The organism is Neobacillus cucumis (assembly GCF_023715505.1).
Genome location: NZ_JAMBOH010000004.1, coordinates 40,245 through 62,818, shown reverse-complemented (window position 1 = coordinate 62,818; position 22,574 = coordinate 40,245). Strand labels below are relative to the sequence as shown.

At 37.4% G+C, this 22,574-nt stretch carries 19 protein-coding genes; 6 read left to right on the top strand and 13 right to left on the bottom strand.

All coding sequences use genetic code 11. The annotated features are described in order from the left end of the window. Positions 1–17 precede the first annotated feature (17 nt). The gene (gene ald / locus M3226_RS07620; RefSeq protein WP_251564079.1) at positions 18–1,151 is read left to right on the top strand and encodes an alanine dehydrogenase; all 1,134 of its coding nucleotides are present in this window, start codon (positions 18–20) and stop codon (positions 1,149–1,151) included. 86 nt (positions 1,152–1,237) lie between these two features. Here the strand turns inward: ald and M3226_RS07615 are convergent, their stop codons facing one another. Both M3226_RS07615 and M3226_RS07610 read right to left on the bottom strand, forming a co-directional pair. Then, the gene (locus M3226_RS07615) at positions 1,238–2,653 is read right to left on the bottom strand and encodes a SpoVR family protein (protein ID WP_251564077.1); all 1,416 of its coding nucleotides are present in this window, start codon (positions 2,651–2,653) and stop codon (positions 1,238–1,240) included. A gap of 123 nt (positions 2,654–2,776) precedes the next feature. Next, entirely contained in the window at positions 2,777–3,760 is a 984-nt protein-coding gene (locus M3226_RS07610) for a M14 family zinc carboxypeptidase (RefSeq protein ID WP_251564075.1), read from the bottom strand. A gap of 149 nt (positions 3,761–3,909) precedes the next feature. On the opposite strand from M3226_RS07610, the gene M3226_RS07605 reads away from it, so the two are divergent. Next, on the top strand, positions 3,910–4,164 hold the full coding sequence (locus tag M3226_RS07605) for a YhdB family protein (RefSeq protein ID WP_251564074.1): 255 nt from the start codon (positions 3,910–3,912) through the stop codon (positions 4,162–4,164). Between the two features lie 126 nt (positions 4,165–4,290). Here M3226_RS07605 and M3226_RS07600 read toward each other — a convergent pair whose 3' ends face one another. Both M3226_RS07600 and M3226_RS07595 read right to left on the bottom strand, forming a co-directional pair. Then, positions 4,291–6,033, bottom strand: a complete 1,743-nt coding sequence (locus tag M3226_RS07600) for a phospho-sugar mutase (protein ID WP_251564072.1) — start codon at positions 6,031–6,033, stop codon at positions 4,291–4,293. Positions 6,034–6,233: 200 nt separating this feature from the next. Beyond that, a complete protein-coding gene (locus M3226_RS07595) occupies positions 6,234–6,620 on the bottom strand; it encodes a YhcU family protein (protein ID WP_251564070.1) in 387 nt (128 codons plus the stop codon). 277 nt (positions 6,621–6,897) lie between these two features. Here M3226_RS07595 and M3226_RS07590 point away from each other — a divergent pair, with 277 nt between their 5' ends. Then, positions 6,898–7,821, top strand: a complete 924-nt coding sequence (locus M3226_RS07590; RefSeq protein ID WP_251564068.1) for an RluA family pseudouridine synthase — start codon at positions 6,898–6,900, stop codon at positions 7,819–7,821. 50 nt (positions 7,822–7,871) lie between these two features. Here M3226_RS07590 and M3226_RS07585 read toward each other — a convergent pair whose 3' ends face one another. Next, entirely contained in the window at positions 7,872–8,126 is a 255-nt protein-coding gene (locus M3226_RS07585) for a GlsB/YeaQ/YmgE family stress response membrane protein (RefSeq protein WP_251564066.1), read from the bottom strand. Positions 8,127–8,491: 365 nt separating this feature from the next. Here M3226_RS07585 and M3226_RS07580 point away from each other — a divergent pair, with 365 nt between their 5' ends. Further along, complete coding sequence (locus M3226_RS07580) at positions 8,492–9,106, top strand: DUF47 domain-containing protein (protein WP_251564064.1); 615 nt, start codon at positions 8,492–8,494, stop codon at positions 9,104–9,106. Between the two features lie 11 nt (positions 9,107–9,117). Further along, complete coding sequence (locus tag M3226_RS07575) at positions 9,118–10,119, top strand: inorganic phosphate transporter (protein WP_251564062.1); 1,002 nt, start codon at positions 9,118–9,120, stop codon at positions 10,117–10,119. A 108-nt stretch (positions 10,120–10,227) separates the two neighbouring features. Here the strand turns inward: M3226_RS07575 and M3226_RS07570 are convergent, their stop codons facing one another. From M3226_RS07570 to M3226_RS07535, 8 genes are all read right to left on the bottom strand, one after another. Then, positions 10,228–13,476 carry a hypothetical protein gene (locus M3226_RS07570; RefSeq protein WP_251564060.1) on the bottom strand — a complete coding sequence of 1,083 codons (3,249 nt, stop codon included), beginning with the start codon at positions 13,474–13,476 and terminating at the stop codon, positions 10,228–10,230. Next, the gene (locus M3226_RS07565) at positions 13,473–14,885 is read right to left on the bottom strand and encodes a glycosyltransferase family 2 protein (RefSeq protein WP_251564058.1); all 1,413 of its coding nucleotides are present in this window, start codon (positions 14,883–14,885) and stop codon (positions 13,473–13,475) included. The genes M3226_RS07570 and M3226_RS07565 overlap by 4 nt, the downstream gene beginning before the upstream one ends. Before the next feature lie 4 nt (positions 14,886–14,889). Next, positions 14,890–15,927: a HEAT repeat domain-containing protein gene (locus tag M3226_RS07560; RefSeq protein WP_251564056.1), complete on the bottom strand. Its 1,038-nt coding sequence runs from the start codon at positions 15,925–15,927 to the stop codon at positions 14,890–14,892. A 1-nt stretch (position 15,928) separates the two neighbouring features. Further along, on the bottom strand, positions 15,929–17,107 hold the full coding sequence (locus M3226_RS07555; RefSeq protein ID WP_251564054.1) for a response regulator: 1,179 nt from the start codon (positions 17,105–17,107) through the stop codon (positions 15,929–15,931). 183 nt (positions 17,108–17,290) lie between these two features. Next, entirely contained in the window at positions 17,291–18,094 is an 804-nt protein-coding gene (gene proC / locus M3226_RS07550) for a pyrroline-5-carboxylate reductase (RefSeq protein ID WP_251564052.1), read from the bottom strand. A gap of 114 nt (positions 18,095–18,208) precedes the next feature. Further along, the gene (locus M3226_RS07545; protein ID WP_251564050.1) at positions 18,209–18,379 is read right to left on the bottom strand and encodes a XapX domain-containing protein; all 171 of its coding nucleotides are present in this window, start codon (positions 18,377–18,379) and stop codon (positions 18,209–18,211) included. A gap of 21 nt (positions 18,380–18,400) precedes the next feature. Beyond that, positions 18,401–19,075, bottom strand: coding sequence for a deoxyribose-phosphate aldolase (gene deoC, locus M3226_RS07540; protein WP_251564048.1), 675 nt, complete (start codon positions 19,073–19,075; stop codon positions 18,401–18,403). A 149-nt stretch (positions 19,076–19,224) separates the two neighbouring features. Beyond that, positions 19,225–20,163 carry a sugar-binding transcriptional regulator gene (locus M3226_RS07535; protein WP_251564046.1) on the bottom strand — a complete coding sequence of 313 codons (939 nt, stop codon included), beginning with the start codon at positions 20,161–20,163 and terminating at the stop codon, positions 19,225–19,227. 222 nt (positions 20,164–20,385) lie between these two features. On the opposite strand from M3226_RS07535, the gene M3226_RS07530 reads away from it, so the two are divergent. After that, positions 20,386–22,560, top strand: a complete 2,175-nt coding sequence (locus M3226_RS07530) for an MMPL family transporter (RefSeq protein WP_251564044.1) — start codon at positions 20,386–20,388, stop codon at positions 22,558–22,560. Positions 22,561–22,574: the final 14 nt, after the last annotated feature.

Sequence of the window (22,574 nt, the reverse complement as noted above, 5' to 3'; positions counted from 1 at the left end):
TAGGGAGGACTTCAGATATGTTTATTGGTGTACCTAAAGAGATTAAAAATAACGAAAATCGTGTATCACTTACTCCAGCTGGTGTTGTTTCATTAGTAAAAGCTGGTCATAATGTTTTAGTAGAAAAAGACGCCGGTGTTGGAAGCGGATTCACTAATGAGGACTATTCAAAAGCGGGCGCAGAAATCCTGGAAGATGTTAAAGATGTCTGGACAAAATCAGAAATGATAATGAAGGTAAAAGAGCCATTAGAAAGTGAGTATCAGTATTTCCGCCAAGGGTTAATCTTATTTACTTATTTGCACCTTGCTGCTGAACCTTCTTTAGCAAAGGCACTTAAAGATAAAGGGGTTCTTGCTATTGCGTATGAAACAGTCTCTGTAAACAGAACTCTTCCGCTGCTTACCCCAATGAGTGAAGTGGCCGGTCGCATGAGCGCACAAATTGGTGCACAATTCTTACAAAAGAATAATGGCGGTCAAGGAATCCTTCTAGCTGGCGTACCAGGAGTTAACCGTGGTAAGGTAACTATTCTTGGTGGTGGTATTGTTGGAACAAATGCTGCTAAAATGGCTATTGGGCTAGGTGCTGATGTAACCATCATAGATTTAAGTGCCGACCGTTTACGCCAGTTAGATGATATTTTTGGAAATCAAGTTAAAACATTAATTTCAAATCCATTTAACATCGCAGAAGCAGTTGCGGAAGCTGATCTTTTCATTGGAGCAGTGTTAATTCCCGGTGCAAAGGCTCCGAAACTAGTAACTGAAGAAATGGTGAAGACAATGAAGCCAGGATCTGTTATTGTCGATGTGGCGATTGACCAAGGCGGAATTGTTGAAACCATTGACCATGTAACAACACATGATAATCCTATTTTTGTCAAACATGGTGTGGTTCATTATTCCGTTGCCAATATGCCTGGGGCAGTTCCAAGAACCTCAACAATTGCCCTTACGAACGTTACTGTTCCATATGCTTTACAAATCGCTAATAAAGGGGTTGTAAAAGCCATTTCGGAAAATGCTGCTTTAAAGCTTGGCGTTAATGTAGCAAATGGGGATATTACTTATGAAGCGGTGGCAAAAGACCTAGGATTTAAATATGTTTCAGTAGAAGAGGCACTTGCGAAAGAAACTGTTGTAATCTAATTTAGGATTCTCTCCTTCGCTCATCCATTTCAAACAGTTTAGAGATATAAGCAAAGAGGCAGCTATTTAAAATAGCTGCCTTTACGTTATAAATATTTTCGATGTACACCTTTACCATCATAGGAAAACAGCATTTTTCTTTCTTCAACCATGGTTTCCATATGGACAGGTCTGCCCCAAAGCTGGTGAATATACGGAAGTACCTTTTCAAGATACTTTACGTCTAATTCTACACCCTCATACCAGTGCATTAAGTACAACTCTCCATTTTTCAAGAAGTCGCCATCATTAACGGTGATATAAGGGAATCCTCCGTTTACCCGCATATTCACTAATTGATCACGGATATGTTCCCATTCTTTATCAACGATCTTATAATCCCTTCCCTGCTTTTGGAACAGATACATATCCTCTCTCATTACTAGATCTTTGTTTAAGTAATTACGAAGGAAAGATATGTCTGATTCAACTTCCCGTACCTCGAACATCTTTTCCCTGCCAGACCCTGGCTTAACACCTCTTCGTTTCATCTCTTCTGTTGGGTTATTATATCTTTCTTCGATATCCTCAAAGATTTTAATACCAAGGTAGTAAGGGTTGATTCCCGTTTTGGATGGCTGAACAACTCCCGCATTCAGTTTTGCAAATTCAATTGCTTCACCACTTGTTAAATCCAATTCGCGTAATATTCGTTGATGCCAAAATGAGGCCCAACCCTCGTTCATAATTTTCGTTTCAAGCTGCGGCCAGAAATAGAGCATTTCCTCACGCATCATGGTTAAAATATCGCGCTGCCAATCCTCTAACTCTCGACTAAAGGTTTCAATAAATAATAATAAGTCCTTTTCCGGCTTGGGAGGGAACTTCTTTTTCTTCGGACTTCTAATTACCTTATTATCCTTTTCATCCAGCTTCCATAAATCATCATATGGGGTTATATTTCGCTGCTCATCATCTTCATCATCATCTAAATCCGTTATGGACCATGAAAGTTTCGGCCTCATTAGAGAAGGGTCAATGTGCTCATCAATTGCCAACACAGCGTCTAAAAAGGTTTCTACTTCCTTCTTTCCATATTGTATTTCATATTTATGGATTCGCTCTGCAGTAGCAGCCATACTTTCTACCATATCCCGTTTGGTATTCTGGAAGCGGACATTATTTTTAAAGAAGTCGCAATGGGCTAAAACGTGAGCAACGATTAACTTATTTTGAATAAGTGTGTTAGAATCAAGCAAAAATGCATAACAAGGGTTAGAATTTATTACAAGCTCATAAATTTTACTTAGACCTAAATCATAATGCAGTTTCATTTTATGGAATTGTTTCCCGAAACTCCAATGTGAAAATCGAGTTGGCATACCATAGGCACCAAAAGTATAGATAATTTCAGCTGGACAGATTTCATAGCGCATTGGATAAAAATCCAGACCAAAGCCTCTGGCAATCTCAGTAATTTCACTAATTGCATATTCTAGCTGCTTGCGATCTTCAACTTTCATTCCTCACTCCCCCTTTTCCTCTTAAAACAATGTATGAAGAAAAGGTGAGATTGATGAGAGAGATGGCCAAAAAACAATAGCAAGCCGTTTGTTTTTGTGATTCTACGGTTTAAAATACTTAATTTATTGGTCCATCTTTTTGGCTTCCTTCGCAAGAAGAAGACCGACATATTTATTTCGCTTCCACTCGGTATTAAAAACTGACAGGGGCGGACTAGTTTCCCCAACTAGGTAACTAATTTCAATGGTCATAGCCGGTTTGTGATAGGTGGTAATAAACCAATCTGTAAAGCCACCGCCAAATGCCTCTGGTTCTGGTTTCGCTAATTTATAGTTGGTCAGCCTGGATACCTTCTTTGCAACCTTATAATCACGCTTCAGATGTTTTCCATTTTTGTAATTCCAAAAAATCTCCCTGCCTGCTGTATGATAAGCAACGGCAATCGAAGGTTTTATCTCTTTAATAAATTGGGTTAAAGCAATGACCTCTTTGGATTCAAGAGGTTTTTTACCTTTATAAAAAGCATAGCTTGGGTTTGACTGCTCTTGGTTAAGCCTTCTCCAGCCTGCAGGGTATTGTCTGTTTAAATCCACTCCAATCCCATTAGCCTTCCATCTTCTTAAATTTCTTGAGCCTTCATTCATCTGTAACAATTGGTCTTGATAATCCAAGGAGAATGATTTGAGATTATTTTGTTGAATGGTCACTCCATCCGGATTAAGCATTGGTATAAACCAAATAGAAACTTGATTCAGGATATCTGTTGACCTAAACCCGAGTCTATTGCCTCTCTGACATGCTTCGGCATAACTCTCGAGCATGTTCATCAGAAGGGCACTTGTCAGCCACTCTCGCCCATGATGAGCACCAATTAATACAATATTAGTTTTTCCCTCTCCTAACTTTACTCCCCAAATTTCCCTTCCAAAATGTGTTGTTCCAATTGTTTTAATTTCAATATGTTCCCGGTATTTTTTATTCATTTGTTTCAGATCTTGCTTCAGACGTTCATATGAGTACGGTTTATCCACTTTTACAATCTTCGCATCAGCCACGGAATCTGTTAGTATGAATAAGCAGAAAAGCATACAAATCAATCGACCCAAATAATGCACCACGTTTCTATAGAAAACTTTTTTATACTGGTAAATGTTAAAAACCGCGTAAACATCAGGTGTCCAACATTTTCTGTGAAAGTTATCTGGGGAATGTCATAAAATAAAGTCAACTCCTAATATGGAGGAGGCAAAATCGAATGAATAAACTGGATTACGATCGGGCGTTATATTATACGCACAGATCCGAATGGGACAATTTATTAATTTTAATGGTTCGGACAAAGGACCAATTCTTATCGAAAAAGATTGAACAATTCCTGCACGCATATAATTTTGAACGTGACTACACTGTGATTGAGACAAAATTATATAATCTGCTCCGTTACATTGACCATGCAAATGATTCACTGGACCCTGATGAAAATGGCTTACCGATGTATAGTCTCTCCTGAAAAATAAAGTGGATACAAAATTGTTGAGAAAATTTTTCTACCGGGAAAATAGAATTCCACCAAAAAAACGGCTTCCTAATATGGAGGCCGTTTTATTCGTTAAAACGCTAAGCTGCATCCTATAAATTAAATAGTTTGAACCATTTTTACTTTCTTATCTACTAACTCCATAAAATCCTTTTCAATGGTATGCAGCTTTTGTTTGCTTTCTGCAAGACTTGCACTATTGACACCAAAATAAAATTTAACTTTTGGCTCCGTTCCAGATGGACGTAAGCATACCCATGATCCATCTTCAAAGATATATTTCAAAACATTAGATTTAGGTAACTGAATCGATTCTTCGCCATCTTTTGTTGCTCTATTACGAGTCAAATAATCCTCGCTGGCAACAGTCTTAAGTGAACCCAAACTTGTTAATGGCTCATTACGGAAAGATGCTAACAGGCGTTGAATCATCTCTGCCCCTTCTTTTCCTTTCAGTGTTAAAGAACGAAGTCCCTCTTGATAGAAACCGTATTTTTCGAATACGCGGAGCATTCCTTCATAAAGGGTTAATCCTTGTTTTTTATAGTGGGCACAAACCTCTGTAGCCAGCAACGCTGCTTGAACAGCATCCTTATCACGCGCGAAGTCCCCAATTAAGTAGCCGTAAGACTCCTCGTAGCCAAATAGGAAGGTATGCTCTCCTGTTGTTTCATATTCCTTTATTTTTTCTGCAATGAATTTAAATCCGGTTAAAACATCAACTGTTTCTAGGTTGAATGCAGCAGCAATTTTCCGGCCTAACTCAGATGTAACAATGGTTTTTAATACAACCCCATTTTGAGGCAATATTCCTTTTGCTTGTTTCTGAGAAAGAAGATAGTCCACTAATAAAGCACCGGTCTGATTGCCAGTTAATACAATATATTCTCCCTCTTCATTAGGAACAGCAATTCCAAGTCTGTCTGCATCAGGGTCAGTTGCAATTAAAATATCCGCTCCGACCTTCTTTCCATCGCGAATCGCTAATTCAAATGCAGCGTGCTCTTCAGGATTAGGACTTTTTACAGTTGAAAATTCAGGATCAGGCAATTCTTGTTCTTTTACAACCGTTACATTACTATAGCCTAATGCCGCAAGGCCAGCTCGGACTAATTTATTGGCTGTTCCATGTAATGGAGTAAATACAATCTTAATATCGGTCTCCGCAGCAAGAGTTGGATTTTCAGATATCGTTTTTAACTTTTCAATATAGACTTGGTCGATTTCAGAACCGATTGTTTTGATTAAACCAGCATTACGTAATTCTTCCTCACTGCTAACTTCAATTAGTAATTCATTTTCAATTTCATTAACCTTGGCAATTACGATATCGGCCGCTTCAGGTGGCAGCTGACCGCCATCTGAGCCATAAACTTTATAACCATTATATTCAGGTGGATTATGGCTCGCTGTAACCACAATCCCAGAAAAAGCATTCAAATGTCTTAGAGCAAATGAAAGTTCTGGTGTAGGTCGTAACTCATCAAATACATATGTTTGAATTCCTTTAGAAGCAAGCGTTTTAGCAGCTTCCAACGCAAAATCTGGCGATTTATGACGTGAATCATAGGCAATCACAACTCCGCGTTTTTTCGCTTCTTCACCATGCTCTTCTATGTATGCCGCTAATCCTGCAGAAGCTTTACGGACTGTATATATGTTCATGCGATTTGTACCTACACCAATTTCTCCTCGCATTCCACCCGTACCGAACTCAAGATTTTTATAAAATATTTCTTCGAGTTGTTTTTCATTTCCCTTTAATGTTTCTAATTCATTTTTCAACTCATTGTCAAGCCCTTCAAAATCAAGCCAACTTTTCGCAATCGTTTTCCATTCCATAGATGTAATCCCTCCTATTTTTGTCCATACAATAATTCGAAGTTTAACTTCTTTTTTCCTCTAAAAATGACAGGATAAAAACCGACATTTTTTGCAAAGTGCAGGAAAAGCTCCTTATACTATAATCTCAAAAATATCACAGTAAGAGCAAGAAATAAATAAAGCCTGTAAATAATTACAGGCTTTTGCTTTACTGCTTTTTATATGATCAATTCATTATCTGCTTTGGTGTATATACTCAGCATTGAACTTTTTAAGCTTTTTGTTTCTATAAACTGCTCAAAATCAAAAGGAAAAAACAGTCCAAATTCTTTAAGTGTAGCAACATTTTTGTTAAACACCATTTCATATTGTTCATCCAGCGGTGACGATTCTAAAATCGAAATAACTGTTTGTATACTTGTCATAACTTGAAACGCATCTTTTAATGTATTAAAATCCAAAGACGTATCCAAGACCTTTAATTCCTTAAATTGACTAATTTCTTCATCACTAAAATAATGAGGAAAAATATTAGAGTATACGTACCTCACCAGTTCATTAATCTCTTCTTCTTGACTTGGTGTCGAGGCAAAAACTATTTTCACTTATCTAACCCACCTTTGCCATCGCTTATTTCTGTCGTAATATATATCATAAGAATAACATAATTCGAAGTGAATTTTGGGTGGTAATTATCACCACAGATAAGAAAAGCGGAAGCGCCTTGGTCAGCCCCGACAAGCATAAGACGAGCCGTCCGAAAGGTTGCTTTTTAACCTTTTGGACGGATTGGCTGTAGACCATCGAGGGGCTAGGCGCTGGAGCTGGACATTTCCCACCCAATTTCAACGTTTTTTATTCTAAAGATAAAAGGAGAAAATAATGTACTTAACCAAACGAACTGGCGAATGGCTGCAAATCATTGTTCCAAGGGAGTGGGAAGGTGTTACTGTTGAACACCTTTTCCAAAAAATTTGGGAGGCTCCCAAAAGATTAACGCATCAATTCCGATCTGATAATAAGGTCCTAATGGAAGGCAACCGAGTTAACTGGAACTTACCATTGACAGCCGGCGCAAAACTTCAACTCCATCTTTTTGAAGAGGAAGATCCGCATGTCATCCCGAACTATCATGAATTAAATATATTGTTTGAAGATGACCATGTTTTAGTTGTCAATAAACCGCCTTTTATGAATACACATCCAAATGATCCGGTTAAAGAAAAAGATTCATTAATAAATGCTGTAGCTTTTTATCTGCTATCAAAAGGTGAATCAGGTAATGTCCGCCAAATCCATCGATTAGACCGTGATACATCGGGTGCAATTCTTTTTGCAAAACACGCACTAGCAGGTGCGATCTTAGATAAAATGCTCGAAAAACGCCAAATCAAAAGAACATACATTGCCGCTGTGCACGGTCTAATTAAACAGCGAAAAGGCACCTTAAATATGCCAATTGGGCGGGACCGTCATCATGCGACTAGACGTAGAGTCTCGCCTAATGGACAGGGTGCAATAACACATTATCAAATAATAAATATTAATAAACAAAAGAATTTTACTTACCTAAAATGTTGGCTGGAAACGGGGAGAACTCATCAAATTAGAGTTCATTTTAGTCACCTGGGTCATCCCTTGATTGGTGATACTTTATATGGTGGTGAACCGCTCACAAACAGGCAGGCTCTCCATGCGGTAAAGCTTGAATTCACACATCCATTTACCAGAGAGTCCATTTTATGCCATGCACCAATTACCGATTTGTCTGAAGTTTTTCATGCTATTGATATAAATAAAATATAAAAAAAGGATGCCTCGATTCGGGAGACATCCTTTTCCTTGTTAAATTTCTTTTAGTCTGCCTTTCTAAAGGCACGCATAATGAAGCTTAAAAGAAGCACTAAAACGGCGGCACCAATAATAGCAGGAACTATGGCGAAATCAGCCACATTTGGTCCCCAGTCTCCTAATACTGCCGTTCCTAACCATGCACCAACAAAACCTGCGATGATATTACCAATAATGCCCCCCGGAATATTTCTTCCGACTATTAAACCCGCTAACCAGCCGATTATACCACCAACAATTAATGACCAAATGAAACTCATTTAGAACACTCCTTTTTAGTATTCTTCATTTCACCTTTTTGTTTATACTTCAGACAGTTTTGTTTAATTCATTTGCATTGTTTACTGCCTGTACCTATAAAGTACCCTTTTTTGTTATTTATACTCATAAAAAAATAAATATTGGATTAAAAAAATAAACATTCGCAGGACGGACATAAAATTTTAATATAAGGCAAAAGTAATAAAAGACTTTTTATAGGCAGCAATAGATAAATTCAGAAAATTCTAATGTTAAGTTTTTGTAAATTTAACGTAAATTCTTTCTCTTTTCGACATATTTCAGCTAAAATGATTTGGGTGCGAAAGAAAACATACATTGTTTAAATTATTGGAGGTATTATCCTATGGCTAAAAAGGTAGATAAATTCTCGGCATTATTAAGTAATATTTCATCAAATCTTGATGAAAGTGTTGATTTTTTTACTGAATATAAATTAAAAAATATCAGTGATTTAAAAATCTTCTCTGAGAAGATGAAAGAGTATGAATCCAAAGGTGATACTTTCGTTCATGAAGTGATTAAAGAACTAAACGATGCTTTCATAACTCCGATTGAACGTGAGGATATTCTCCAGCTGGCAATGAGCATGGATGATGTACTAGACGGACTTGAAGCTTGTGCTGCTCTATTTGAAATGTACTCCATCACAGACGCAGATGAGTTTATGTTACAGTTTGTTGATGCCATTCAAGGCAGTGTTCACGAAATTCAAAAAGCCGTTGAGCTATTATCTAATAAAAAGTTAGCTCAAATTAGAGAACATGCCATTAAGATTAAGGATTATGAATCAAAGTGCGATAATATTTTAAGACATTCAATTAAACATTTATTCACTGTTGAAAAGGATCCAATTCGAATTATTCAATATAAGGAAATTTATGAAGACCTAGAGGATATCGCAGACTTCTGCCAGACTGTAGCTAATACACTTGAATCCATTATTATGAAAAATGCATAAGGAGCAAAAAAATGAGTCTTGTACTAATTTTAACAATATTAATTGTCATTGGTGCCCTTGCATTTGATTTTATTAATGGTTTTCACGATACTGCAAATGCAATCGCCACATCCGTTTCCACTAAAGCGTTAAAGCCGCGTCAGGCCATACTTCTAGCAGCGGTTATGAATTTTGTTGGAGCGTTAACGTTTACCGGGGTTGCTAAAACTGTATCTAAGGATATAGTTGATCCATTTACACTGCACAATGGGTCAGTCGTAATTTTAGCAGCATTACTTTCAGCTATCTTTTGGAACTTACTCACTTGGTATTTTGGAATTCCAAGCAGTTCTTCTCACGCAATTATTGGTTCTATTGCTGGCGCGGCCATTGCAGCAGAAGGATTTAATTCCTTAAACTACACTGGTTTCATCAAAATCATTGAGGCGCTGATTCTTTCTCCAATTTTAGCTTTCGTGGTGGGATATATTGTTTATAGTATTTTTAAAGTTGCCTTTAAAAACTTTAATTTAGCCAAAACGAACAAACGATTCCGTTATATCCAAATCGCGACGGCCGCATTACAATCTTATTCACACGGAACAAATGATGCGCAAAAATCAATGGGTATCATTACTTTAGCACTTGTATCTAGTAAATATCTTTCACCAGATGCAGGAATCCCTTTTTGGGTTCAAGCTTCCTGTGCAATTTCGATGGGATTAGGAACCTCTATTGGCGGCTGGAAAATAATCAAAACGGTTGGCGGAAAAATTATGAAGATACGTCCAGTTAATGGGGTTGCTGCGGATATAACTGGTGCTGCTATTATTTTTGGTGCTACATATATTCATTTACCAGTTAGTACTACACATGTAATTTCTTCCGGTATCCTTGGAGTTGGTTCTGCTCATCGTCTAAAGGGCGTTAAATGGGATACAGCTAAACGGATGTTAATTACTTGGGTCATCACCCTCCCAATTACAGCATTGATTGCAGCCCTTATTTACTTTATTTTGAATTTATTCTTTTAACTTAAACCAGAGAACCTTCTCTGGTTTTTTATTTCGATTTCACATTTTAGAAGAAACCTTTAACACCTTAAAACCACCGAAGCTAAGCACCGGTGGTTTTAAGGTTGTTTATTTAGTTTGATTAATTTCCATGGTACCATATGTTTTTTGCATGATTTCGTAAGATGTTTTCAATCGTTCATAGAATTCAGGCTGGTCCCACGTTCTCCAGTTGTAAAATAGTGAACCCTTTTGTTTGAGCTGCCCGTTCACAGTCTTAGGAATGGTTTGTTGTACACTGCCTTTCGCCGTTGTTACAACAGCAGCCCTAATTCCACTAGTCTTAATAGAGCTTGACAACCCCTGTTTCCAAATATCCCCCGTTACTTCTTTTAAGCTGGGATCTTTAACATTTAATAACTGCCAAGCGATTCTTCCTTCTAGCACCTTTTTATCATTGCTCAAACTTATATCTGTTAAGGAATCAAAATCTTTGCTGGCTGGATTAGCATTACCGTATTTTAAAACCCCTGTTTCATAATCCTGAAACGGAATGACTTCCTTTGTTGAAGGAATTGTTTGATGTTTATTTAATGCCAGCCGAATGGGATTAAACACCCCGTTATCCTTCCTTGAGGCATATGGCTCTTCAGGAATCATTTTCAAGGTTTTTCCATACTGATAATAGAAGGTATCATAATAACTATCAACCAAGATTCGTGAATCTTTTGGACCCTGGAGCTTTATAAGAAAGTCAATTCCGTAATCTGTTTTAATACTAGCTTGCTGGTTAATCGGAATCGTTGTTTTCCCTTGGTTTCCAATGGTATCGAGCAATAGATATGTGCCTCCGCTGTTAAAGTCTACAGGTTGATTATATTTTAGTAAGAAATATAAGTAGCCGCTGTCAGATGCGAAACGCACCTCTTTTATACCCTGATACCCCTTAGATTGGTAACCAAATTTTGTACCGGCGATTTCCCAATCTTCTGAAGCACCATCGACAATTATGGCTGTTTCCTTCTTCCCTGGTTCGAATCCAAGCAAACCAAAATGCTGTTCATTTGTTTGCTGGTTATTCCAATAAGGGCGGCGGTCCGGATTATCAAAGTCCATTGTGTTCCATGTCCGCTTAAACCATTCATCCTGCCAAGTAAACACAAGTCCGCCCGCATATTTTTCTGATACAATCGATTGATATAAATGCTGATCGATCTGTCCTTGCTCTTCTTCTGAATGAAATCCCTGATTCATTCCATAAGGATTTTTATGAGTTAATCCTCTTGAAGAAGGTACACCAAATTCCGCCACCAAAATCGGCATTTGATGTGCTGAACGCAGATCATTCAGATACCCTGCGTAATTATTTTTATTCCCTGCAGCATCTGTATAATTTAGATACTTCTTTTCGTAATTGAGAAAATCCGGGTAGTATGGATAGATATGATAAGAGGCAAAAAGCCCGGCTTTAAAAGACCCTGAGGCCTTTATATGATTAGGATCAACAGAAACCATATCTTCTGTTTCAAGTGGTTCTGATGGATGTTTGAGCAAATCCGTTGTAACCCAATTCGTAAAGCTCATCGAATGCTGCCAGTTATATTGCTTTGACTCATACTCTGCTGCATAATCCATCAATTCGGCCAGCCAAATTTCAAACGGAGTGGCATGGACTGTTTGAAAATAGTTCCCTTTAAACTGAGCCATTTCAGAATGCTTGGTATTGGTGTTCTCCACCATTGCCGGGTCCCATTCTGTTCCTATAATCGTGCCGATGACAAACTTTGAAATATCATGGTTATAAACACCTGATGCATGACCAGGCCGTTTGGCAAGATTAGCATTTCCATGAATAATATCAATCATATTCTTTATCTCCAGCTTGGCATCATCCACATTTACATTGGCAAATGCATCCTGTGTTTTGACTAGATTTTCTTCATTAACCCACGTTCCATGAAATAGATATAATGGTCTTTTCGCAATTTGGTTATATTCGTAAAAAGCTTCATAAAACTGGGGAGGATGCAGAGTATAAACCCTAATGGCATTGGCATTCATTGCTCCAATTTCTTGAAACCATCGGAAATATTCTTCTTTTGTAATGGATGCTTCTCCAGGAAAGTAGCCAGGTCTGCCAATCCCCATATTCACTCCCTTAATTAAAAGGTTCTCCCATTTTCCATTCTTTTGAACTTGGATATAGGAAGCATTTGTTTTGCTATTAGTCTTTATTCCATTCTCTTCAACCAGTTCGATTTTCTCTTGGGTCTCAACGTGTTTTAACCCATTTTTGAGTATATCTTTCATCATCGGAACATAGGCTGTCCAATAAAAAGAATGATTTGATCCGAATGTCCTTTTCCACTTATCCAAACCTTGTGTCTGATAAATCCCCGGCACATGTTCTGCTTCATCAGCATAGTCGCCCGAAAAATAATAGGAGGAGTATCTCGCATTTTTGTGATATATGACAGCAGGAAACTCCTTGGGTATTCCGTACCCCTTCAATTTCCCACTGGCCCTTTTCGACACAGGCAGCTGATAATTCGCTAAGATCTCCTTATTATTTTTCGCATCAATAATATCGAACCAATACTGATACGTCCCGTCTATTTGTTGCGAAAAATGTTTTTGTCCTTGACTGGTTAATTTAAATTTGAGTCCTGAATGGTGGACATCATTTTCCCCTATTACAACCACATAATTATTTTTACTTACAAATACAAATCCTTCTCCATTAAAAGCCCATTTTTCTCCTTGTTTTTGATAATCCTGTTTTACCCATTGAGGTACTTCATTACTATTCAAATCAGAAAAATATCTGCCAATCCATCCAGACCACTCGACATTAAGCAAATTTGAAATTTCCTCCCTGGCCGATTGGGATGTTGGACTAGCAAATGTATTGAATTCTGCAATTAAAGTTTTTGACTTTGATTGAATAAGTGCCTTTTTCATTTGGTTAACTTCACTTAGTGTCAGACCTCCATAAATCTTGGCCGACCTGCTGCCAGTGGGATTCTGACCATAAAATTCCTTTTTATAGACACCGTACTGATCTGTCAAATAGAAAACATCATATTCTTTTAAATCCTTGGGTAGTGGGACAATGGTATATTGCTGATTTTTTTTCGGCTTAAATCCTTTATAATCATTTTTTAATGAATAGGGTTCTTGCCCATTCTTGAAATACTTGGCATTGTTTAAAATCCACACCAATCCCTTATGTTCTCGGTATGTAGTATTCGGTATGGTTTTATCTACTATTAACACATTCAATTTTTTTTCTGGCTGCAATTTCCATAACCAAAAAGGGCTTGTTAGAACGACCAAAAAGATCATAGTATAGACAAATAAGTAGATTGGTTTTTTCATTTTGATACACCTTTTCTTTTCATTTCTCCCCAGCTTGTATCTCCTTTTATGATTTGCCAGACCCCCTCACAGCGCCATAAAACGGTCATAGGCCGATACCAGATGGTTTCTGTTAGTGAATATAGAAAAAGCTTAAGGATATCTGTTACCTTTGGATATTTGGTTAAGCTCCACTCCTCTAAAAGGACGGCAGCCATTGAAAAAATCGACCCATACAAACAAGAAAGTAAAAACAGCAAAATGGAAAACTCGATGTAGGTTCCCCCGAGAAGCAAACATAATATCATAAAAATATAGCCTGATAGCTCAATAATCGGGCCGAAAAACTCTACAATCCAAAAATAAGGAAATGCTAGAAGACCAATCGATCCGTATTTAGGATTAAAGGTTAATTTTCGATGGGCCCATAAACTTTCAAATAGGCCCCTATGCCATCGTCTACGCTGTCTCCGCAAAAATTTCATGTCCTCTGGCACTTCTGTCCAACAAACAGGATCCGGAACGTATACGATCTTCTTTTTCAGTCCCTTTTCTTTTAATAAACGATGTATTCGCACCACAAGTTCCATATCTTCACCAACCGTATCGGTTCGATAGCCTCCTGCAGCAATTACCCAATGCTTAGAAAAAACACCAAAGGCACCTGAGATAATAAGGAGAAGATTGTGTCTGCTGAGACCAATTCTCCCCATTAAGAATGCTCGTAAGTATTCAATTATCTGCATCACTACCAATGGCTTATTGGATAGGCCAACACTTTGAAGATGACCATTTTGAATTTCACAGCCATTGGCAATCCTTACACTTCCTCCGGAAGCAATTACTTCTTCAGCCGAGTCCACAATTGGTTTCATTACCTTCAAAAAAGCATCTTCTTCGAGAACCGAATCACCATCCAAAGAGCAAAAATAAGGATAATGGGAGAAGTTGAGTCCGACATTAAGGGCATCTGCTTTTCCTCCGTTTTCCTTGTCGATCAAGAAAAGGTTGGATAGAATCGATGATTGATATATCTTTTTGATTGGTTTAGTATTCACTTGAATTCTAACCACTTTTTTGATTTCCTTCATATCATAGAATTCAATCATCTTTTCCAGGGTGTGGTCCTTGGAACCATCGTTTACTACAATTATTTCAAAGGTTGGATAGTTTACACTTAATAGTGAGCGAACACTTTGAATAATACCAGCTTCTTCATTGTATGCAGGAACAATAATTGAAACAGGTTTGGTATAAATTTCGTCTAAATAATCTTCGTAAGCCTGTATCCGATCAAGCTGGTATTCTTTTCGAAGTTGAAAACAGGAGATAATAAGAATTACCGAATAAAAAATAATGACTATTACCATATAAACTGCAATAAACCAGGCAAAAGCCGATACAATATCTCCCCAATGAATAAATGGCATCCGTTTATACCCCTTTATGCAGCCATTCCCAGGCCATATCTTTTGCAAATGTATCTTTTGACGAATCTAAAACAGTTCGAAGGATCTCTTTACCGTGGCTAAATTGGCTGATGGCCTGTCCAGCCTGTGACCGAACCCACCATGTCCTGTCATGCATTAGCTCAATCAACCTCGGTATTGCTTTTTCTTCTTTCAATGAACCAATTAATTTGATTGCAACCATCCGCTCTTCCCATTTATCTGAATAGAGAAGTTCTAAGTATGGAGCACTATTCTTTACATATCCAATTTCGGCCAATGCCTTTAAGGCCCTTAACCTTATTTCTCCGGAATAGTTCGAGAAAGTTTTCTCTAAGAAATGGTTATAGCTGACCTCTCGCTTACTTGCAATCACATCCATTATTGCTTTTTGAAGCGGCAAGCCTGCTTGATGAAAATGGAGTACAAATTGGTCAAATTTCTTCTGTTCTAATGGCATTAGGATATGGCGATAATCAAATTCGGTTAGGTCTTGATATTTAGTGGTCAACAGGTCAAATAGCTTAGAAAATTGAAATAACGCCAATATTCTCAAGATATGAATCTGTTCTTGGTGTGTAATTTTTTTCCTGTATAATAACCTGAAAACATCTTCCATAAGGTTTATCATATTAAAATCCTCAATATGATAAAGTGTATTCATTCTAGTACTCCATTTGTGGCTTTGAAGCATTTTTTGATAATAATCTGATAAGTACATCGATGCTAGTTTTGATAAACGATTCTTTTCCTCATCCCCTTCGATTACCTTCGTATACCTGCTTAGCAATTGTTCAAGGGCCTTTTGTTGTAGAACCGTTTCGGGAGTTAGTTTCCTTGAAAAACTACCCTCAATTAAGATCGAAGAAATAAGAGGATTATAGATTTCACGGTAATGTTCAATCTTTTTTCTTTTTTGAATCTCAATTATTTTTCTGATTGTTAAGTACCCAAGCAAAAATACAAGAATCCCTACTAAGGATAGGGTTAAAACGGAAAGGAACAGCAACTCATCTGTAAACAAATTAATTCATCCTTTTAATTAACCTTTGTATTCTAGCCTGCAGCTCCTTAATGCTAAAGGGTTTAGTGACATAATCATCAGCGCCAAGTGCTAATGCCTTTTCAATATCTGCTTCGCTTTTTCTCCCGGTCAGCATAAGGACATGAACTTTATGACTATGTTTTATCTTTTGGACCTTTTGTAAAACTTCAATACCATCCATTATTGGCATCACACCGTCAATTATTAAAAAATGGTCTCCTTTTTCCTCTAATCTATTGGATTTGAAAAACTGTACCCCATCTCCAAATTCTGCTAAACTTACATCAAAATTAGAAAAATCCATTACATTAAGGATTCGCATCAGCATGGTTCTAATAATAGGATCATCATCAATGATAGAAACAAATAATTTTCTTTTAGTTATTTCGTCCGTCCAGTCATTTACGATTTCCTCATGTGGACCGCTGTCTGCTTTTGCTGCTGATAGGGCTTGATTAAGTAATTCTGTTCTTTTTAAATGACGGGCAATCCGAACAGTCAATTCTTCTAAATCAATCGGCTTTTCCATAAAATCATCAGCACCAAGTTGGAATGCCTTGATTCTTGTTTCCCGGTCATTCATCAAACTCATTATAATTATCGATACAAAGTGTTGATGCGTATGGTGCTCAATCTCCTCCAGGAACTTGAGTCCACTAATTCCAGGTAGATTTATATCAATCATTACACAGTCAGGATTTAAATCGTAGTATTGCGAAATTGCCTTAGCAGGGTCTATATTTGAAACGACTATCCAACCATTTTCCTCCAAGGCAGCTTTGAGAAGTATGAGCATCGAAATATCATCATCAATAATTTGAATGAGTGGAACATTTTCATCATGGCGGCGCTCAATATCTTTCACAGCTTCATTCTCCGAGAGAATTTCATATTCTTTTGTCAGATTAAATAATCCTTCTAAAAACGTTCGTAATTCTTCTTTCTCCCAAAGTCTATCCTCTTCTGCATTGATTTGCCCCATTAAAAATCCAATTAGCTGGTAGAGACCCACCAACTGTAACGTCCCAGCACTCGTGTAAAGGGAATGTAGAAATCGATAAACTTCTATATTGCTGATCTCGGACTTGGTGTCAAACCACATCGACAACTGACTGTTTACCTTTTGAACAAGTGAATACTTATATTTATTTAAGTCCATTAACTGCCTGCACCTCAATTTAATTAGCGGAAACTGATCACTTTGGTAATACTCTTTAGTGATAAGTTTGTGTTTATCTTGAGTTTATTATGAATTGATAAAAAAACTACGGAAAGAGTCGAAAAAGGTCGAATTTTTTTATAAATATAAAAAAGGATCCCTATTATGGAATCCAAGATAATATCATCCTAAATTTTTCACCTTACTGGTACAGCTCTCCATTGCAGCAATGATTGACCCCCGGAATTGTTCACTTTCAAGAGTTGCAACTGCCTCAATTGTTGCTCCTCCAGGTGTACAAACTTGATCTTTCAGCTCACCGGGGTGTCTGCCTGTTTCCAGAACCATTTTGGCAGCCCCAAGTACAGCTTGTGCCGCCAGCCGATAGGCCTTATCTCGTGGAATTCCTTGTCGTACTCCCCCATCCGCCATTGCTTCTATTAACATATAGACATAGGCTGGTGATGAACCACTGATAGACGGTACGGCATCCATTAGGTTCTCCGGCAAACGCTCCGTTTGACCGAAGGATTGAAACAGTTGTTCTACCGCCATTAGCTCTTCTTCAGTGATATATTTATTTGGACAAAGGGCACTCATTCCTTCCCCTACTAACGAAGGGGTATTGGGCATGGTCCGGACCGATTTAACCTGCAAACCAAATAAACGATCAATGTCTGCCAAAGTAATTCCTGCTGCAATCGTAACAATAATAGTACCTTGGGTTATTTCATTTTTAATTTCATTGATAATTCCTGCATGCTGGTCAGGTTTCACTGCTAGAATGAGAATTTCAGCAAATCTTGCCACATCCTTATTGTTTAATGATCCAAGAATACCATATTTTTCAGAAACAACCTTTAGTGTCTTTTCAGTTGCAGCACTTGCCATTATATGGTCTTTAGTAACCCCATTTGCTTTTACAATTCCCTCTATCATAGCTTGAGCCATTTTCCCTGCACCGATAAAGCCTATTCTTTTTAACATAATTCTCATTCCTTAATCTTTCCAATTTACTCTGCTTTCCTTTACATAAAAAAGGAGAAGATATTCCATAGAAATAGCTTCTCTTTTTTTATTTGGCCATTCTTTAGCTAAAAATTAATGCTGCACTAACTTCATTATCCAATCTAGAACAACACCGCCAAAATAAACACCAAATACACCTATTACGGCAGAAAATACAGGTGGTGCTGGTAAAGGTAGTTTTAAGAACCTAAATAACATTCCTACAATTAATCCGGCAATTAAGGCCAATATAACCTCTTTCATACATGGTACCCTCACATTAAATTAATAGTTGTTATTAGAAATTTCCCCCTTAGCAATGGAAACACCTGAACTAGCACCAATGCGGGTAGCTCCAGCTTCCACCATCGCCAACGCATCTTCACGGCTTCTAACTCCGCCTGAAGCCTTGACTCCAACATTAGCTCCTACTGTTTGACGCATTAAACGGATATCCTGGGCGGTCGCTCCACCTGTAGAGAATCCTGTAGAAGTTTTAACAAAATCAGCTCCCGCTTTAACAGCAAGTTCACAAGCTTTAACCTTTTCTTCATCAGTCAATAAGCATGTTTCAATAATTACTTTAACTAGCGCTTTACCCTTTGCCGCCTCAACGACGGCACGAATATCTTTTTCAACTATGTCATCCTGTTGGTCCTTTAGCGCAGAAATGTTGATAACCATATCCACCTCATCCGCACCGTTTTCGATCGCATTTTTTGTTTCAAATGCCTTTGTTTCTGAAGTTGAGGCTCCTAATGGAAATCCAATCACTGTACATACCTTTACTTCAGGAGTATCAGCAAGCAGTTCAGCTGCTGTTTTAACCCATGTTGGATTAACACATACAGATGCAAATAAATACTCTTTCGCTTCATTAATAATTTTAAGAATTTCTTCTTGCGTTGCATCTGCTTTTAATAATGTATGATCTATCATTTTGACAATATTTTGAGTCATCTTAATTTCCCCCTGATATTTTTTTGTTATACAGATTCCATATCGATTTTTATAACAACATAACTATACCAAACATCATGAACATTTGTAAATATCTATATGAACAAATGTAAAATTAACATCTTCATATATAACCATAAATGTATTTACTATTTATCAAGCAGGAATTTTGCCGTAAATTGATCGGTAATGAGAACATTTGCATATTTTCCGGTTAAGGCACCATAAATTCCATCTATTTTGTTGGGTCCCCCAGCTACAACAATGGAATATTCTTTCTTACTTAGCTCATCAAGATTCACACCCAAGGTTCTTTCATTTAAGCTCTCATTACAAATTTGTCCATCCTTATCAAAGAATCGCGAACAAATATCACCAACTGCCTTGCCAGAAAGTGATTCCAAATCACTGTCAGTAAAATATCCTAATTGAAACAATAAGGAGTCTGTCTTAATCGATCCTATTGTGAACAGAGCAATATTAGCCTGTTTTCCCATTTCTAAAATTCTTCGGATATGGCGGTCTGCCTCCATTGCTTGTTTTACAACTACATGATCGACTATGGCAGGCAAGGGGAGATTTAGTGGTGTCGTATGAAATGCCTTACCAAATAGATATAGAATTTCTGATGCATATGTATTGGTTTCCGCATGACTTACCCCGCCTTTTAATTGGACAACTTTGACGTTTTTTATGAATTTTTGTCTTAGTTCGATTGCAATATGATAGAGCGTTGTCCCCCATGTAACTCCGATAATGTCGTCATCTTTAACAATGCCCTCCAAGTAAATCGCAGCCATTTCACCAAGATAATTTTTAATAATATGGTCTTCATATTGTGGTATAGAAGCGACAATCGCTTTTTTTAAATGGAACTTTTTTTCTAATTGGGAAGCTAAATTTTCAACATTCTCAGTCGGGTCCATTATAGAAATTTTGACTATGCCCTCTCTCTTTGCCTGCTGTAACAAACGTGATACAGTGGGACGAGAAACACCCAAAATCTTAGCAATTTCATTTTGGTTATAATCCAATAAATAATATAACTTGGCCGCTTCAATAACTTTATTCAATTTATCTTGTTCCATTTTATCACCTATAAAGTTTCTGATTTTCTTTATTGTACCAAATAACAGGGATGTAATTCATGATTTTTTACATTTGTGATACTTACTTTGAACATTTTTTCATATTGTTTTTCATGTGAATTTTCAAATAGAATTAGGGAAAAATTTACGGAAAGCGGAAGCACCTTTTTTATATCCTGATTTAAAACAATAAGGGATAATTCTTTAAAGGAGGCCATCTTTTTGGATAAATTAGGAAGTTCTATCTACAGAAATCGCAAATGGATACTGCTCATTTGGATCGCAGTTATTCTTTTTTTCGGCCTATTTGCCCTTAAATTACCTACTGTTTTAAGCGGGAATGGCTTTGAATACAAGGGAGAATATAATCAAACAAGGAAAATTCTCGAAAAAGACTTTGGACATCCTAAATCCTCCATTATCCTGGTTTTCGAGAGGGATAAAACAATCAAAGATAAGGAATTTCATCAGTTTATCCAAAATACATTTAGTAGGCTTTCTAATTTTGACTCTGCCAGAGATATCACTTCTCCCTTTGATAGAGATGGAATGATTAAAGACAATTATGCCTATGGGCTGCTTACTTTTGACAAACAGGCCGAGAATCTTGGAGAGGAAATCGAAAAATTAAAAAGGATTCTTAAAAACCAACATGGTTTAAAGGTTACGATGACTGGGGAACCAATAATCGTTCAGGACTTAAATGTTGCCAGCCAAGAAGATTTACGAAAGGCAGAGATGATTGGTCTGCCGATCGCATTAGTAGTGCTTATCTTTGCATTTGGAGGCCTTGTCGCTGCCGCCCTCCCTATTGTTATTGGAGTGGTTTCCATCTTAATCACGATGGGCACCGTTTACTTCTTTAGTTATCAACTTGATTTAACGATCTTTATACTTAACATTGTTCCAATGATTGGTCTAGCCTTAAGTATTGATTTTGCCTTATTGTTCATTAACCGGTACAAAGAGGAATTGCGAACCAAATCAATTCAAGAAGCAATAGAAGTGACAGTTAGAACAGCTGGAAGATCGATTATCTTCTCGGGACTTTGCGTTTTTATAGGCCTTTCTGGGCTCTGGTTTATTAAAATCGACATCTTTCAAAATGTTGCCCTAGGGGGGATGCTGGTCGTCCTACTTTCAGCGTTTTCAGCCTTAACCTTTCTACCAGCATTACTTTCACTTTTAGGGAAAAATATAAATAACTTTAGTGTGATTCGAGTTATGGAAAAGGAAAATAGCATTTGGTACCGTTTTGCTAAAATGGTGATGAATCATCCGATTATCATGATTGTACTCTCACTCGCTATTCTCTTGGCTGGACTAGCACCAGTAAAGCAATTGGTTTTGGCCATTCCTGGTACGGATTCTCTGCCAGCCAATTACCCTTCTCGGTTAGCACTTGAAACATTCCAGAAGCAATTTATTGCAAGCGAGAAAAAAGACGAAAAAAAAGTAACGATTGTGCTTAAAACAAAGGGGCCGGTAACAAAAAGGAATAATTTTAAAAAAATAAGTACAATTATCCATTCGATTGAAAAGGATACGCTGGTTAATACCGTTAATTCCCCTTATTCTGCCACAGGAATAAAGAATGAAGAACAGCTATATCAGTTTTTCCAGCATGGGGACACGGCGCAGCTTGCTGCGTTAAAGGAATACTTTATCAGAAACAATCAAATACTTTTGGAAGTTTATTTAAACACTGAAGAGCATTCTGCAAAAGCTAGGGACTGGGTAAACGATTGGTCACAAAGAAAACTTGGCGTCCAAGCCTTTTTTGGTGGTCCTATCAAATTTGAACAAGAGATTTTTACCGAGATCTATCAAAAGGCACATTATGGATTACTGTTAATTGTGTTATCGACCCTTGTGATATTAATGGCTGCGTTTCGTTCTATTTTGATTCCTCTTAAGGCGATTTTAATGAATGTATTGAGCTTAACCTGTACTTTCGGGATTGTAGTTTGGATCTTTCAAGAGGGACATTTTGGAATGAAACCTGTTGATATTGCGTTAATCCTACCTGTATTTGTATTCACTCTTGTCTTCGGACTTTCTATGGACTATGAAGTCTTTCTTATCTCAAGGATTCAGGAATTTTACCTTCAAACAGGTGACAATACCTTAGCCACAATTTCCGGGCTAACCTTTACTAGTAAAATCATCACTTCCGCTGCTGCAATCATGATTGTGGTAACTGGGGCGTTTGCTTTTACAGGGGTTATGCCGGTAAAGCAGCTTGGAGTGGGTATAGCAATTGCCATTTTTATTGATGCAACCATTGTCAGAATGATCTTAGTTCCAGCTTTAATGAGGCTTTTGGGTGATTGGAATTGGTGGTTCTTTGGCCATCATTTAAAACGTCAGCAGAATCGGAACAAACAGCCAGCCTAGTTGGCTGGCTGTTT

What these genes read in the sequence shown, in the direction of transcription:
- deoC (WP_251564048.1), bottom strand. Translation starts at nt 19,075, where the DNA reads ATGACTCAAAATATTGTCAAAATGATAGATCATACATTATTAAAAGCA.
- M3226_RS07555 (WP_251564054.1), bottom strand. Translation starts at nt 17,107, where the DNA reads ATGGACTTAAATAAATATAAGTATTCACTTGTTCAAAAGGTAAACAGT.
- M3226_RS07570 (WP_251564060.1), bottom strand. Translation starts at nt 13,476, where the DNA reads ATGAAAAAACCAATCTACTTATTTGTCTATACTATGATCTTTTTGGTC.
- M3226_RS07565 (WP_251564058.1), bottom strand. Translation starts at nt 14,885, where the DNA reads ATGCCATTTATTCATTGGGGAGATATTGTATCGGCTTTTGCCTGGTTT.
- M3226_RS07585 (WP_251564066.1), bottom strand. Translation starts at nt 8,126, where the DNA reads ATGAGTTTCATTTGGTCATTAATTGTTGGTGGTATAATCGGCTGGTTA.
- M3226_RS07545 (WP_251564050.1), bottom strand. Translation starts at nt 18,379, where the DNA reads ATGAAAGAGGTTATATTGGCCTTAATTGCCGGATTAATTGTAGGAATG.
- M3226_RS07600 (WP_251564072.1), bottom strand. Translation starts at nt 6,033, where the DNA reads ATGGAATGGAAAACGATTGCGAAAAGTTGGCTTGATTTTGAAGGGCTT.
- M3226_RS07605 (WP_251564074.1), top strand. Translation starts at nt 3,910, where the DNA reads ATGAATAAACTGGATTACGATCGGGCGTTATATTATACGCACAGATCC.
- proC (WP_251564052.1), bottom strand. Translation starts at nt 18,094, where the DNA reads ATGTTAAAAAGAATAGGCTTTATCGGTGCAGGGAAAATGGCTCAAGCT.
- M3226_RS07590 (WP_251564068.1), top strand. Translation starts at nt 6,898, where the DNA reads ATGTACTTAACCAAACGAACTGGCGAATGGCTGCAAATCATTGTTCCA.
- M3226_RS07575 (WP_251564062.1), top strand. Translation starts at nt 9,118, where the DNA reads ATGAGTCTTGTACTAATTTTAACAATATTAATTGTCATTGGTGCCCTT.
- M3226_RS07535 (WP_251564046.1), bottom strand. Translation starts at nt 20,163, where the DNA reads ATGGAACAAGATAAATTGAATAAAGTTATTGAAGCGGCCAAGTTATAT.
- M3226_RS07615 (WP_251564077.1), bottom strand. Translation starts at nt 2,653, where the DNA reads ATGAAAGTTGAAGATCGCAAGCAGCTAGAATATGCAATTAGTGAAATT.
- M3226_RS07580 (WP_251564064.1), top strand. Translation starts at nt 8,492, where the DNA reads ATGGCTAAAAAGGTAGATAAATTCTCGGCATTATTAAGTAATATTTCA.
- ald (WP_251564079.1), top strand. Translation starts at nt 18, where the DNA reads ATGTTTATTGGTGTACCTAAAGAGATTAAAAATAACGAAAATCGTGTA.